Here is a 15160-nt window from a genome sequence, read left to right on the forward strand (position 1 = left end):
GCGGAGAGGCTTACTGGTGGCAGAGCTCGTCAGCAGTCCGACGAGAGTGATGACGCATCCTGGTGTCGCGCAGTCGATACGTTCTAGCCGACGGTCTCGCTCTCCGGGGTCCAGGCTTCTGGCTGGTCGAGCACAGAAACTGCGCGAACATGGCAGCGAATCTTATGCCCGACATCCCGCGAACTGAGCTCATAGCTTGTGCCGGTTTCGCCCACGATCGGAACGCCGTCACGATACCATAGACACTCAATTTGCGACGCAATAACGTTCGGTACGACGGTCAGCGCCTGGCCCGGTGAAGCCTGGCCCGAGAAGGCCGGCAATGCGCTGAATCCCGTCGGGACCCTAGCCAGATCCGTTTCCGTCTGCCGGACCCGTATATAGTCAATCACCATGTCATACGTCTGCGACGGGTCCGGTTGAGCGCGACCTTTTTTTTCATCGTAAGCGAAATCCACCATGATGTATTTTTTCGCTGCGAGTTCCGGCGTCGTTGGAACGCGCGCCACTTCATGGCCGTCGATCACGAAATAAGTATAATCATCCTCGATCTGCGCATACCACGTATGAAATTCGCCATCGTATATGTCGATCGTCGCGGGAAAGCCATTCGATCGGTCGACTTGATAGCCGGCGATTTTCCGGTGCACGTCACTTGGCGCAATGCGTGGATCTGCATAGCCGAGTCTGGGTTTGTGCACGTGCTGGCTGATGTTGATATAGGCCCCATTGAGACCGTCATATTCCCAAAAGTCCGTCTCAAGACGATTGCGTGTCCGCCAGAATAGATGCTCCCTGCCATACGCCCAAAAAGCAGGAAAAAATCCAGGGCGGGGCGCTGCGATCTTCGGCAGTCTGGCGCGGATCTCAAAGATCCCCTTTCCCCAACACCGCCCCTGGCCATTGTTGTTCACGGAAGAGAACGCACCTGTTCTCCAACGGCCCTTATGCAAGAGCCGGAGCGCCAGCGTGTGGCTGGTGGCGTCGTGCACATAGGAGGAGGGCGACGCCGAGATCGGCGGGGTAGCGGCGTCAACACCAACGGTCGTCAGATGGGTCGGCGCATACCAGATGCTGCTTTGCGCGCCTTTGGAATAATCGACAACCGAGTTGGATTCGAAGTCGTCAAAAAAAACCGTTGTGTAAGCGCCGATCGGCGGCGCCGCCTCACCACGACGAGCATATCGCCGCTCTTTGCCGATGGCTGCCCAGGACGCCCACGAGGCTGCATCGAACGCATAACGTGCCGGTTTGTCATTCGCATCCACGGCTGAAGGAGGGCTCTGGCGATAGGGATGAACGTCGGGTAGCGCGGATTGCCGGCCGACGCGCCACATGCCCCATCCCATCAGCTTGTCGATCTGCGAGTCATTAAGTTCGCTTTGTCCGATGATGACGCAGTCGATCGCGACATCGGCCCCCATCGGATTGTTCACATCGCCCATGAAGCTCTGCGATTTCACCCGGTTGGGTGCCAATGGATAATTCGTCTGGCCGGCCGTCTTGACCCCATTCACCACGGCCTGCATCGCGAATCCGCGGCGGTACCCGACCATGACATTCCAGTCGCCAAAATCCGTCGAGCATTGCCCTTCCTCGCTCTTAAGCTTGCCGTCATGGAGCTGCGAAACGAATGTGCCTGCGGAGGGGTTGAAACAGACCCGCGGCTGGCGATGCACCGAGCCACCCTCCGCTCCATTGACGCAAAGAACGGAAACGTTCTTCGCCTCGGCGTTGACTGCCGAATTGCACCGGGCGATCACGAGCCACCAGCGGTGAAGATATGGGGCATCGTTATCGACGGGCCAGGTCAACGCCTGTTTCGTCTCCTCCTTAAAGAGTATGCCGCCGTTATTCGGAAGCTTTGTCGGGCGCAGGGAGGGCTCGGCTTGCACCGCAACCACCGGCTTCACGCCGCCGGATTGCCACGAGGAAACTTCGCCTTCGGCCAGATCCTCCTGAAACCAGGATTTAACAATCATTTCCGGGAACAGACCAGGATGCCAGGAGTGAGCTTTCGGCTGCGAGCCCTGCGCCGGACCGGCGGCGCGAGCATCCTGTCCCAGGCGGCCGGATGCCGTCAGTACAAGGGCGGCGCATGCGGCTCGCGCCAGATCCCGGCGAGAAATGCGGCTGGTCATTATCGTGTGCCAATAATTGCTGGATTCGGGATGAGACTCCGCATGGGACTATCGCGCTTCTCCTCACAAGCTCCGCAGCATATCATAGGTTTCAGTTTAGCCTTTCAACGACAGCCCGGGAAGTGGGTCGCGCCTGATGCGATAACGGAGAAAGCAGATGCAGACCGCTGACAGGATCGGTGCTTCGCCTCCCACCAGGCCGGGCAAAGCTCTTCCGCCCAATGCGCTTCTATTGAATTGCTTTGGCCGAGGTGGGTCAAACATCGTCTGGAATATCATCGGCAGCTCGCCGGATGGGTTGATGCCATACCGCGAAATGGCATGAGGGGGTATTCGGACGTTTCTACAAGCTGCGCAAGGCTGCGTGCCATGTTGGCGGGGCCGTCAACTGGGCGTCTGTTCCCTTCCTCTGGCGGCATATGCGCAGCGACTGCCGAGTCGCTCCGCCACGGGGAGCGCAACGAAAAGTCCCAAGCGCTACGTCGTTTTGAAGGTGATGGATTACTACATCGCATTCGACGACGGGATTGCTCGCGGCTTTATGGAAGCGCGGAACCTTGTGCTTACGCGGCATCCATTACCGATGTGCGAAGGGCTGCTACGCAGCGGTCTCAGCGAGGCGCGCGCGATCAAATGGTACAATGATGTGACTAGCCTGATGTTCAAAGCCTCGAGGAAGCGTGATGCGCTATCGCTTCGATTCGAGGACTTGATCCAATCACCGGATACCTTTGTTAAAAGCCTTTTACGACGCGCTCGGCATAGCAGCAGCGGAGGACGGAAGGATCCGGTTTAAGGTCAAATCATTTGGGACGGAGCGGATGACGAACACAAACGCCGCAACTGGCGAAAAGCCGCGGATAAGGTTGGATGAAGCATCTGATCACATCGCACCAGACGTCAACACCCGAGCGGTTGCCCGCCTCGATCGTTCAGCACGACAGCGGATTTGGACAGGCACCCGCGCAACTGCAGAATTGTTCGACTATGGAGCTGACAATTTCTGAGTTTGTGCAGTTAACGGCGTTTGCCGCTTGGCCCGGAATAGGCACGGGATAGGCGTAGACAAGTTCACGGTATCCAGTCCTTAGCGCCCAGCAGCCGGTCATTGAAATCGGTTTGTTGCCTCCAACAGCAATCTGCGAATGCCGCTGCCGCGCGCAAAATCGAATATCAATGAGAGAAAAGGCAATCGCCTGCGAGTGAAGGAGGCCGATCGCCTCAGAATGCGCTCCAGACGGAAGCCCATCCGACCTTGAACAGCGTTGTAGTGGAATTCGATCTCCTTTCTCTTCTCGAGCGCAAGCCCCGGGTAGGGCTGCCACGTGGCCTTGGCCGCATCGAGATCGAGTTGCGGAAAGGGGGGCAGAGAAAACTCCGCCTGTAGCAACTTCATACTTGGTTCCAGCCTTGATAGGAGGTCGGCTCTCTCATCGGGTGAAAGGTATTCGTGATTATTGTCGGGATTCGTCACTCTCCGATCAACCAATGCATAGATCTTGCGTTCCAGCAGCCGCTCAGAAAACAGGATATGCTCGTTTTTGAGGCGCTTATACTCCAACACATCTCGGCTCAGGCGTTCATTAGCCCGACGATAGGGCTGTACGAATGCGGAGAGATACTCGATCCCGACGACATTCTTCATGAAATCATCGATCAGATTCGGCAGCGCCGACTCGTAGACGCGTACCAAACACGCGCTGCTTCCAAAGACTTCGCGCCAGATGGACAGGCAGTGACGATAATCCAAACTATCCTCGATCGTGTTTAGAAAGTCGATGACATCTCCGGTGAACAGAACACCGCGCTTGACGTTCTGATTATACATTGACTCAAGCCAATGATCCGGTCTTCTCACATAACACAGCACACGGCATTCCATCTTCGCCGGAATGGAAGCACGCAACCGTTCGATCAAATTGCGCTCTTGTGATAGGGCGTCGGCGCTGGACTTATTGGCCATGAAACGCGCAAGGTATCTGATCAAATAAAGGTTTTCAGAACTTGCAATGATCGTGTGCGCTCCGTCTCGTTCGGCCGCCCTCAGATGATGCAGGAAGAATGCCTGGAAGTTGTCCGTGCCGGATAGCAAATAGCTGTTGGTAACACTGTTGAAATTGAACTGGTTTGGAGGTACAGCATAGTAAATTCTTCTCTCGCGGAGCTTCTTTGCATTCGCGGAAAGGAAGTATTGTAGCGCAGTTGTTCCTGTCTTGCTCGTGCCAATGTGGAGGATAAGCTTCATCTGGCATTTCCTTGCCTGATAGCCGGCATACATGACACCGGCTTTCACAAACGGTCTCGCCCCTCCGAACAGCGCGTCGAATGAGCCGGTTACAGTAAGGGGCGTCGTGACTGAACTCCGTCGACTGTATCGTCAAGCCTCCGTACCTTCATGATGCATTCCATATCCTCTGATGGTCTGTCGCAAGACACGCCGAGAACGCAGGTATTGTGGGGCCATGCAAATCTAATGCAGTCGGTTTGTGTGCTTGGATGTTAGCGTTTGCAGAACTTCCGCGCCATATTTCCCGAAGAGGAGCGACGCTCTCAGATAGACAGTGACAACGGACAATGTACCTATAACGAAAAGCCCGGTCGCGAGCACAAGATAGTCGGGCGATCCGGCAAGCAGCATTTTGACCGCCGAGCCGGTGGCGAACACCGCAGCGGCGAATGCGACAGGCGGCACATGGACGAGCGCGAAATCCAGAGCTGATAATCCTGTCATCCGACAACCGACCGCCGCATAAAGGATGAAACTCGTCGCGATGGCGCCGGACACTGCAAAGGCCACCGCATTCACGCCGTAGGGCGCTGAGAGCAATGCGAATGAAGCAACAAGGGCCATATAAACGAACGCCATGAAGGCTGTTTGGTAACTTTGGCCTGTCGCAAGCATCACGGCTCCGGAAACTCTATAACCTAGGCGGAAATACATTACTACAGAGAACACGGTAATAGGACCTACCGCATCCATCCACTTTTCGCCGAGGACAGTCAGTACAACCTCTTTTGCAAAACAGCATAGAAACGCGCTGGTCGGTATAGAGAGCGCAGCAGTCAAGGCATACGCCTTGAGCTGAGCGCTGCGTAGTCGCGCCTTGTCGTGATGAACCTTCGACAGAAGTGGGAAAACGACGCTCTTGTTCAGATTACCAAACAGATTTGCCGGCATCGCGATCAGATAATATGCTCGCGAGTAAATGCCAAGCTCTGCAGTACCGATCAACCGTGCCACAATTATATTGTCTATATATTTGGCGGTGAAGCTTGATACACCGGCCAGCGAATAGCCCAGGCTCTGGCTGCGGATATCGCGGTAGGACTGCATGTCGAAACGGGGACTCACGAGATAGTCCCTGGCAATGAAAAAATAGATGCTGGCCAGGATGAACGCCTCGGCCATGTACGCGACCACCAAGGCCCAATAGCTGAGCCCAAAATAGGCAAGCGGAATGGCTAGGCCGACGTGGGAAGCAATCCATGCGACCAGCCTGGCGATGGAGGATATTTTGAATTTCAGGTGCCGCGACAAAATGGCCTCGACGGTCAGATTGAACGCGTTCGCGACCATCATCACCGCAAGGACGCGCGAAACGAGGACCAATTCCGGCACACGAAGAAAATCGGCAATCTGCCGTGCAAACACCCATTGAAGCAAGCCGAGAATGGCAGCCATCATCATGGACAAGGAAACTACGGTTCCGACATGGCGCTCCTCGATGTCCCGTCGCTGGACCACGACTTGCGACATGCCGAGATTGGCAAGGTTATTGCCGATGGCTGCTATGATCATCGCAGCGCCGACAATGCCGTACTCTCGGGGGGAGAGCAGGCGCGCGAGAACGGCCGTGACCAGGACATGCAATAAGATTCGGGCCAGCAGAGTTGTGCCCGACCAGGAAAGTCCCCGGGCAGCCTCGCGTGTCAAGTTCCGGTTTTCGTTCACGCGCCTACCACTCGTGACTGAGAACAATGCACTCAACTACTTGAGACGGCTCAATGCAATGACAAGCATCCTGTGCATCCCAGTGGCGCGCACCATTTCAAGCGCCAACGACAGAAACGGCAATCGCCGACGCGCTATGGACGCCATCCGCTTGAAAACACGCTCCAGCCGGAGGTCCATCTGCGCCTCAGCCACTTCATGATGGCATTCGCAGCTCTTCAGCGCTACGCCCGAAAACATCCCGTCAAACCGATAGATAGGGGTGGTAGTCCGGTGTTGTTCCCGCTTGGGGTACCAATATTGGAGGATGAGCCTCATCTCGTTCGTTTCCTCGGCGGCAGCTCCTTGCCCCCATTCAAACGCAGAGGCGGCAGCCGCTCACTGAACCCGGTCTTGTTGCCTTCAACAACAATCTGCGGATGCCGCCACGCGCAAAGGATGAGTTTCATGTGCGATTCACACTCTGGACGCGGAGCGAAGAGGTCCCTTCCTTGAGAAGAGCCGCGTAGAGCTTCATTTGCTCTTGGGCAGCCCTCTCCATGCTGAAGCGCATTGCGATGGTTTTCACTGCTTGCTCTCCCATGTCATCGCGCTTGGCCTCCGATAGGCCGAGTGCGCGACGAAGGAGTCCGCAATACTCCACATGCGAGCGAGCCACACAGCCGCTGCACTCATGCTCCACAATGTCGGACGCACCGCTGACATCGGTGACGATCGGCACCACGCCGCAGCTCATGGCCTCGAGCAAAGCGTTTGACATGCCTTCCGACACCGAGGTGGAAAGATAGAAATCTGCGTCCCACAGAAAGGGAAAGACATCTTCGACCGCGCCGGCGAATGTGACCCTGCCGGAAAGGCCCAACCGGGCCGCCTGTTCCTCGAGCGCGGCGCGGCACTGGCCATCGCCCAGGATGGTGAGTTGCGCCTTTGCGTCGGCGGGAAGTGCCGCGAACGCAGCGATCATGTGCTCGAGGCATTTTTCCGGATCGAGGCGGCCAAGGCAGATAAAGCGTCGGCTGCCATCGGCGTTCGGCTCGCGGTGCGGCTTGCGGGGCAGATCGATCCCATTCGGAATCATATGAATGCGATCCGCGCCGATGCCATGTCTCTTCAGATCACCAGCGATTTGGCGGCTATTGGCGATGAAGGCCGTGACGTGACGTTTAATCAAGGCGGACGCCCAGCGACCGATGATTTTCTTTTCGCGCACAACGTCGAGATCGAAACACCGTCCGCCCCGCCCCAATTTTGCGAGAACCGGTTTGCGCAGGAGGGCTCCTGCCAATGCCGCCGGAACAGCGTGAAGTCGGGCATGGATGATATGTACGACATCGAATTCGTCGCGGCGGCGCAGCATCCAGATCACAACCTGGACACACCACGACAGGAACGACAGCATATGCCGCCCGCCCAAATACGGAGCCGCGCGCAAACGAAGGCGATGGATAGGCACCCCGTCGATGGCGGACAGTTTCGGGGTCGAGTGCGACAGTCTGGGTGCCAGAATGGTTGCTGAAACTCCGCTTTCAACCAGCGCCCGAGCAAATCGCCGCGCCTGTTGTTCGCCGCCGCCATATGACTCAGGAAAATAGGTTGGGAGCACGAGCAGAACACGTATGCCTTTCAGCGCATCGATCCCCTTGTCGTCCAGATCGGCGCACTTCACCTCATCCCCGAAACCGGAAAAGTATGCACCGCTAACCAATCCGGCAAGCTGCCCGATCACCGTCAAACGCACAGGCTGCACCCGTTCATCGCGGAACCGCCACATTTCGGACAGGAGGTATTGTTGATACTCCCTTGCTTGCCCGATGCTGGTCAAGGGCCTCGCGGTAAATGGCATCGGTCCGCTTGCCCATCAGCTTGACGTCCCAGTTCGAAAGATCCGTCGCCGCGGCGGCACCTTGGGCGAGGCGGGCCAGTCTTGCACGATCCTCCAGGAGGGCGGCAATGGCGTCGGCCATGGCTGCCAAATCGTCCGCGGGTGTAATCACACCGTTGATACCAGGGCGGAGCACTTCGTGAAGACCTGGCAGATCGCAAGCGACGCAGGGTTTGCCGCCGGCGAGATATTGCATGACCACCCGGGGCAATCCCTCCCGCATGGAACAGAGCAGGCAGAGATCCGCGAGCGCGATCAGCCGCTCGGGGTCGTCCCGATAACCGGTAAAGACCACTTGTCGTTCGAGCCCAAGCCGCTTGGCCCGCGATTCCACGGTCGAGCGAAGCGGCCCGTCGCCCGCGAGCACAAGCACCGCGTCGGGTAACCGGACGGCGACTTTGTTGAAAGCGTCCAGAAATTCCGTGTGTCGCTTGCGTGGCTCGAAAGCCGCGATCATCAAGAGCACGGACGGGCGCGGCGCGTCCGGGGTCAAGCGCAACAAATCGCGCCAACGGTCGGGCGGACCGGCGTTGCGAAAACGATCGAGATCGAATCCGGAATGGACGACATAATGTTTGTCTGGATGTCCCACTCCTGCGCTCAAGCATAAGTCGCGGATGCCCTCGCTCACACTGATGAACGCACTGGTGACTGGCGCTGCCAGCTTTTCCAAGGCGAGATAAGCAAACCGCTCGGCGACGCCGACATTGACAAAAGGCACGATATGCACGCCATGAACGATCGCTGGAACTCCCGCCGCCCATGCGGCGAGCCGCCCGAGAATGCCTGCCTTGCTGGTGTGCGTATGCACGATGTCGGCATTCAAGGCGCGGAATTTCCGGGTGAGCGCCAACAATGCCCGCATGTCGGAGACAGGCGAAATGGACCGAGTCAGGCCCGGGACGCCAATGAGTTCCACCCGCGGGTCCACTTTAGCTATGATTTCCGGCTGGACCGTCTCGCCATGTAGCAGGACAACATCATGCCCCCCTTGCGCGGCCCAATTGCAGGAATGGACAGTGTTCTCATCAGCACCGCCATTGATGAGACGGGTAATGACATGAGCGATACGCAGTCGACGCCCCAAGTCAATCTTGCCTTCCGCGTCCTGTGCTTTCATATCGCCGCACCGATCGCGCTGAATCGTTGGGTGCGTTCCCACGCCCAGCCGCGCTTTTGGTCCATGCGTCCCGATATCGGTGCTACTGCATTGGAGTGACATGCCACGCCTCGGTGGGTGCATGCCGTATGGAGATGAACCCCGAATCCTAAGTGTGCCCTTCCTTCTTGGGCCATGGCACATGCAGTCCGTAAGGAGGGTTATTCCAACGGCTTCCAGTCGATCAGATCTAACTTGTTGGATTTAAACGTCTCAGAGAACTGCCGCTGTTACCCCGGGCACAGCGGAGTGATTATTTTGTGGTATACCTTGTACCAATACTTCTGCCTCACCGCGTTTGCGCGAAATCGGATCGGAACCGGTCGTTCAAAAAGGTAGTGAAAGCAAGGGTTTAAGGGCCTATGGGAGGGGCCGGACCCGCAGCTTGCGGATTTTTTCGCGTGCTCCACGTTACTTATTGTCGATGTGCGGCGGCAGCTGGTTGAGGCGCGCGAGCGGGCAGTCGATCAAGACATTGTCCCTCCCCGAGAAGCCAGCTTGGTTCGATCGCTCTGCAAGTGCCAGCGGAGACTTACTCCTCGGTTACAAACGAGACCACCTCATCAATCGGCCTGCGCGGCGACCTGGCAAATCTGATGGCAGTACCTGCCATACGGCCAAGGGCGACACATGCAATCAATCTCTCGCCTGCTCGAATTCGACCTACGTCACGAATTTGCCGTTCAACTCGACTATCGACCGCAAGATTGAGTGGGCAAGCCACGAGCCGAAGTGCCTCCGCGGCCAACAGGAAATGCATTAGGAACAGCGCACCATCGACATAAATCTGGTTTCGTTGATTGCTTCCTCGCCAGGCCCTTGTGTCTGACGTGACAATGGCCAGGTTTGATATGGACTGTGAAAAGCCTCGCGCCCCGCCCTGCAGGGCGAGTATCTGATCGATTTGATGACGGCCCTGGTAGAGGTATACTCTTGTCGCCTGCCTGTTGCATTGGGATGGCGCACCTTGCGCCAAGCGTACCAACTCCAGCAACGTGGTGCGATCTATTAATTGTTCGTCAAAGTATCTAACCGAGCGACGACACTGAAGTCCTTCCAGGAGTGTGAGGGCTGGCCCCCCAATTGGCAGAACGGCGCTTTGAACCCCGCCGGTCAAGGCGACTCCATCAAGCCCATTGAAACGCTCGACGAATTGACGAACTTTCTCAACAAAGGGCTGCTCAGGCTCTCCTGGTGGATGAAGGTCAACGTAGGCGCGAAGTGCGCCGACAGCCATTTCAAGCGGAAACGCCCCTAGCGAGGTGTCGTAGGAGGACACCTCATTCATAAGTCGCTTGATTTTTTCCTGGCCAAAACCGGGCTTCCTGTCCTTTAGAGAAAGGCCCTTCTCAATCGAGTGAGCGTCCACGATTATTCGGTAATATAGCCGCTCTTTCTTTGGAACCAGCAGCGAATCCCCGTTGTAACGTAGGTAATTTCCAACGTCATATACGTAGGAGATGATTACCTTCGCTTGAGTAGACAGAAAAATTTGCAGCTTTCGAAGCATTTTTCTAACATCTTGATTTGTTATTTTACTTGGCCGCAGGCAGGGCCCTGTCCAGAAACGTACGGCCAATCTCAGCTAGTTCGCGGAACCGGTTGTCTAGCTTCATGTAGTCGTGAACAAGTTTTCCGAGGTTTTCGCACATGTCCAGCAAATTGTCCCTGGCACCCTTGCGGTGAATACACACGTACTGAGAGGGAATGCCCATCAGCGTCATCAAAGCTTCATTCTTAGTGGGGAAGCCGATGGCGGGTCGCCGACTGTCCAGGCAAATTAACGGGCACCGGTTCCGCAGAGCAAATAGTGCCCCATGCATGCGCTCTGACAAGCAGTAGGAGAATTGTGATGCCAGATTTGCCCACTCGAGGGGATTTATAGGCTTTTCGGTGAGATCGATGTCTGCGAGGTGATTGCGATCCGAGACCGATACAATCTGGACGCCGCGCGCCCGCAGAGAGGTTGTGGCCTCTGCATAGAGCTCGTGCTGGCCGGCTATCACCAACGCCCGGGGCCGATTGAAATCCACGCCCCAGGAAGCCAGTTTTACGCGCAGGCTTTCATGAGTGGCATTCGAAGTTAGATCGTGAGTGACTGTCGGGTCTGGGGTCAATGTCACACGATCCGCGAGGCTTGGATCTGCCCAGAGGACCATCTCACGTGTCCGCTCGTCCCGCACGCCGATCGCGACAAATTCGTTCAGGCATTTGGCCATCAAGTATCGATTGCGGCGCGGCATTTCGGTCCATTTGGTGCTGCTGCCGGTGCTCGCCGCATATGCTATCTTCGAGCACGCCACTTCTGGCCAGTAGACATTGGGAAATGGGGGACATAGTGGGTTGGTCTGAAGCTTGATCAGCCCACCGAGACGGGAGACGTAGTCGATCTTCCAAACCTCATCGCTACCCACCACAACCGCATCATAGCGGTCGCTTACGTAGCGAAACGTTGGTGACCTATCCTCCGAGTAGAACCTCTTGGGGCTGAGCATCAGTCCATCGGCGAAGGCGGCAAGCGTTCGCTGGCGTGCGTTTGTCGCCGGCCCATAGCCAGTCTCCAGTCGTCTTGGATAGCGGTGGTCCACGATCTCCGCCGGCGAGCCGGGACGCAGGTCCGAAATGCAGCGTTGGAGGGCGAGGCTCTGAAGCTGCGCCCCCTCGTTGTAACCGGTGTGCAAAGTTAGTGTGCCAATCAACATTTAGCAGGTCCGTTGCTATCAACGGCAAGTTGTCCCGTCAAGTAAAGTATCACACCAGTACGTAGGCAACAATTGCCTCCTCTGCCGAATTGTATTTAACGATCTTCAAGGAATAGAGGCTGTTTTCAGGAGCGTTTGACTTTGACATACCTTCCGACACCGAGGTGGAAAGATAGAATTCAGCCTCCCACAGGGATGGAAAGACATTTTCGACCGAGCCAGCGAAAGTGACCCTGCTGGAAAGGCCCAACCGGGCCGCCTGTTCCTCGAGAGTGGCGCGGCATTGGCCATCGCCCAGTATGGTGAGTTGCGCCTTTGCCTCGGCGGGAGGTGCCGCGAACTCGTCGATCATGTGCCCGAGCGTTCCGGACTAAGATGGCCAAGGCAGATAGAGCGTCGACTGCCATCGGCGTTCGGCTCGCGGCGCGGATTGCGGGGCAGATCGATCCCATTCGGAATCGGCTTTCAATCGGTCAGATTTAGCTGGCCGGATTTAAGCGACTTAGAGACGGGTCGCTGTTACCTCGGGCACAGCGGAGCGATTTTATCGTGATAAATTATGTACTGGAACTTCTGCGTTTGCGCGGAACCAGACTCGTTCAAAGAAGTCAAGGCAACGCTCCAAGGACCGGGCGCTTACCCGTCAGGAGATGGGAGTCATGGGAGGGGAGAACCAGCAGCTTGCGGATCTTTCGCATGCCCCAAAGCTACTTCTTGTCGATGTCCGCCGGCAGCTGGTTGAGGCGCGCGAGCGTGCATTGGATCAAGACATTGTCTCTTCCCTGGTCGGCGGATCCAACGGGGACTGAGTCGAGAAGCATCCTGGCTTGGTTCGCCATAGCCGGCGAGCTGGCCCTCTTCATCGCGCTGGTCTATCTCCTCAGGCTCGAGACTGATGCGCTTGTCCGCGTCCTGCTCGTTGCCCTCGCCGGCTGGTGCGTGCACTACTTCCTGCCACAGCGTTACCGGCTGCCGTTTTTCGTGCTGCTCTCGTTCGCGGCTATCGCCGCAGTCTTCGCGAACCTTGGGCCCAACTGGCACCACTGGAGATTTGAGGGTCTCATCGATGCCGCCTGGATCGCCGCCATTGGGCTCGTACTGATCGGCATTGTCCACCTACCGATCGCTTTTGGATGGAGAGTGCTGGCTCTGGTTGGCGCCGGTTGCGGGCTCGCCGCCGCACGAATGGACTGGATTGCGACCCCGTGGACGGGCGCCGCCTGGCCCGTGCTCGCTTCCATGTTCATGTTCCGTCTCATTGTCTATGCGTACGAAATGCGGCGTGACCAGAGGATGGCGACGGTTTCGGAACGTCTCGCGTATTTTTTCATGTTGCCGAACGTGTGCTTCCCGCTCTTTCCGGTCGTAGATTTTAGAACTTTCCGCAGCAGCTACTACAATGCTGACCGGCACTACATCTATCAAACGGGCATTCAGTGGATGTTTCGCGGCGCTGTCCATTTGATATGCTACCGCGTCGTATATCAGCGATTTGTTATCGATGCTGCGGACGTACACAATCAGATTGATCTTTTGCAATTCATCATATGGCCATTTTTACTTTATTTGAAGGTTTCAGGAACTTTTCACATAATCACGGGTATGCTGCGTCTATTTGGGTTCAATCTTCCAGAAACCCACAATCTTTACTTCCTTTCCTCAAGCTTTACAGATTTCTGGCGTAGAATAAACATATATTGGAAGGACTTCATAATGAAGATTGTGTACTATCCCCTTTATTTTCGTTTTCGACGCTGGGGAGAGAGTGTAGCGGTTGTCAGCGCGACCCTCCTGGCGTTCCTCGCGACCTGGCTGCTGCACAATTATCAGTGGTTCTGGTTGCGTGGCACCTGGGTATTCACCTGGAACGACTTCCTCTTCTGGATGATCCTGGCCGTGCTCGTGACGGTCAACGCCCTCTATGAAATGCGGCACGGTCGCGCGCGGCGCCTGCGTGGCGGGGCACTCAGCTGGAACGGTGCGCTGCAAACTGCTGGCCGGACCATCGGCGTGTTCGTCGTCATCTCGCTCCTTTGGTCGTTTTGGAGCGCGAGCTCGGTCCCGCAATGGTTATCGGTCTTCGAAACCGTGGGCGTGGAAGGCCCTAGCAAAACAACGCCCGCCCTCGTGCTGCTTACGGTAGCAGCCATCATTGGCATTCCTGCCCTTGCGCTCGCGCGGGGCATCGCCGACCGGCAGTACAGTTTCCGGCGGTCGGTTGCGTCGGTCGGTGTCTGCGGATTGATCGCGGTTTGCATCTCGCTCCCCGGCGTTCGCGATCGCCTCGGCGAGACGGTCAGCACCGCAATGGCCGACATTAGAGCGCCGAACCTGAATAGCCGCGACAACGCGAACCTGGAGCGCGGCTACTACGAGAACCTCGTCAATGTCGGCGCATTTAACCCAGAACTCTGGGTTGTCTATGGCCAACGACCACCCGACGGATGGGAAGGGTTAAACGAGTCGCCGCTGATCGAGTTCACGGGTGCGCTTCCCACGACCTATCTGCGTCCGATCTCCCAGGCAGACTTTAAGGGAACGCGGGTCCACATCAACCGCTGGGGCATGCGCGATAAGGACTACGAAAAGCTTCCTTCTCCCGGCACCCTGCGAATAGCAATCGTCGGCTCTTCGCACGTCTTCGGTGCGGGCGTCGCGGATGAGGAGACTTTCGAGGGCCTGCTGGAGCAGCGGCTGAATGAACAGGCGGCCGACAGCGGGTATCGACACTACGACGTGTTGAACTTTGCCATCGGGGATTATTCCAGCCTGGACATACTGGCCATCATCGAGGATCGGGTGCTTTCATTCAAACCAAATTACATTTTCTACTTTGAGCACAGCGGGCTTGTTCCGCGAATGATAGAGAAGTTCGTGAAAGCAATCCAGAATGGCTCCGCATATCGCTACGACTTTGCGCGCGACATTGTACGCGAAAGCGGAATAGATACCAGCACCGACCCCGACGTGCTTACAAGAGAGCTCAATCGCCACGAGGAAAGACTTCTGCGTGTGATCTATTCTCGAATCGTCGAAACCGCGAAACGAGAAGATATTGGGGTCTCTTGGATCTATCTTCCCAGGCCGGACGAGAGGACCAGTCCCGAGCTGGAGAGGCGCCTCGCTGCCGAGGCTGGATTCAACGTTCTCGATCTTTCCGGTGTGTATGACGGGTATGATTGGCGGACCCTTCTTGTGGCACCTTGGGACAAACACCCAAACGCCACCGGCCATAGGCTCATCGCGGAAAAGCTTTACGAGGTCCTGCAGCAACACCAGGATCTAATTCCCCTGAACCTGGCGGTTGCTCCGCCAAAGGAGGAC

The 15160-nt window shown here is 56.7% G+C and carries 11 protein-coding genes; 2 read left to right on the forward strand and 9 right to left on the reverse strand.

Translation table 11 applies throughout. The features are described 5' to 3' along the window. Positions 1–83: 83 nt before the first annotated feature. On the reverse strand, positions 84–2141 hold the full coding sequence (locus tag EOA86_RS03700) for a hypothetical protein (RefSeq protein ID WP_128340750.1): 2058 nt from the start codon (positions 2139–2141) through the stop codon (positions 84–86). Positions 2142–2637: 496 nt separating this feature from the next. On the opposite strand from EOA86_RS03700, the gene EOA86_RS03705 reads away from it, so the two are divergent. Next, positions 2638–2937, forward strand: coding sequence for a hypothetical protein (locus EOA86_RS03705; protein WP_128340751.1), 300 nt, complete (start codon positions 2638–2640; stop codon positions 2935–2937). Between the two features lie 309 nt (positions 2938–3246). Here the strand turns inward: EOA86_RS03705 and EOA86_RS03710 are convergent, their stop codons facing one another. From EOA86_RS03710 to EOA86_RS03745, 8 genes are all read right to left on the reverse strand, one after another. Next, positions 3247–4386, reverse strand: a complete 1140-nt coding sequence (locus tag EOA86_RS03710; protein WP_128340752.1) for a hypothetical protein — start codon at positions 4384–4386, stop codon at positions 3247–3249. Positions 4387–4611: 225 nt separating this feature from the next. Beyond that, complete coding sequence (locus EOA86_RS03715; protein WP_164891545.1) at positions 4612–6093, reverse strand: lipopolysaccharide biosynthesis protein; 1482 nt, start codon at positions 6091–6093, stop codon at positions 4612–4614. A gap of 36 nt (positions 6094–6129) precedes the next feature. Next, positions 6130–6411: a hypothetical protein gene (locus EOA86_RS03720; protein ID WP_128340754.1), complete on the reverse strand. Its 282-nt coding sequence runs from the start codon at positions 6409–6411 to the stop codon at positions 6130–6132. A gap of 127 nt (positions 6412–6538) precedes the next feature. After that, entirely contained in the window at positions 6539–7915 is a 1377-nt protein-coding gene (locus EOA86_RS03725; RefSeq protein WP_164891546.1) for a glycosyltransferase, read from the reverse strand. Beyond that, positions 7845–9095 (reverse strand): glycosyltransferase, encoded by a 1251-nt coding sequence (locus tag EOA86_RS03730; protein WP_164891547.1) that lies wholly within the window; start codon positions 9093–9095, stop codon positions 7845–7847. Before EOA86_RS03730 ends, EOA86_RS03725 begins: the two co-directional genes overlap by 71 nt. Positions 9096–9666: 571 nt before the next feature. Beyond that, positions 9667–10644 (reverse strand): nitroreductase family protein, encoded by a 978-nt coding sequence (locus tag EOA86_RS03735; RefSeq protein WP_128340757.1) that lies wholly within the window; start codon positions 10642–10644, stop codon positions 9667–9669. A gap of 25 nt (positions 10645–10669) precedes the next feature. Then, the gene (locus EOA86_RS03740) at positions 10670–11836 is read right to left on the reverse strand and encodes a polysaccharide pyruvyl transferase family protein (protein WP_128340758.1); all 1167 of its coding nucleotides are present in this window, start codon (positions 11834–11836) and stop codon (positions 10670–10672) included. A 49-nt stretch (positions 11837–11885) separates the two neighbouring features. Further along, positions 11886–12188, reverse strand: coding sequence for a glycosyltransferase (locus EOA86_RS03745; RefSeq protein ID WP_128340759.1), 303 nt, complete (start codon positions 12186–12188; stop codon positions 11886–11888). Between the two features lie 344 nt (positions 12189–12532). Here EOA86_RS03745 and EOA86_RS03750 point away from each other — a divergent pair. Then, positions 12533–15160: SGNH/GDSL hydrolase family protein (locus EOA86_RS03750; RefSeq protein WP_128340760.1), on the forward strand; the 2628-nt coding region annotated here is incomplete at its 3' end.

Source organism: Mesorhizobium sp. M5C.F.Ca.IN.020.32.2.1 (assembly GCF_004023105.1).
Taxonomy (GTDB): Bacteria; Pseudomonadota; Alphaproteobacteria; order Rhizobiales; family Rhizobiaceae; genus Mesorhizobium; species Mesorhizobium wenxiniae.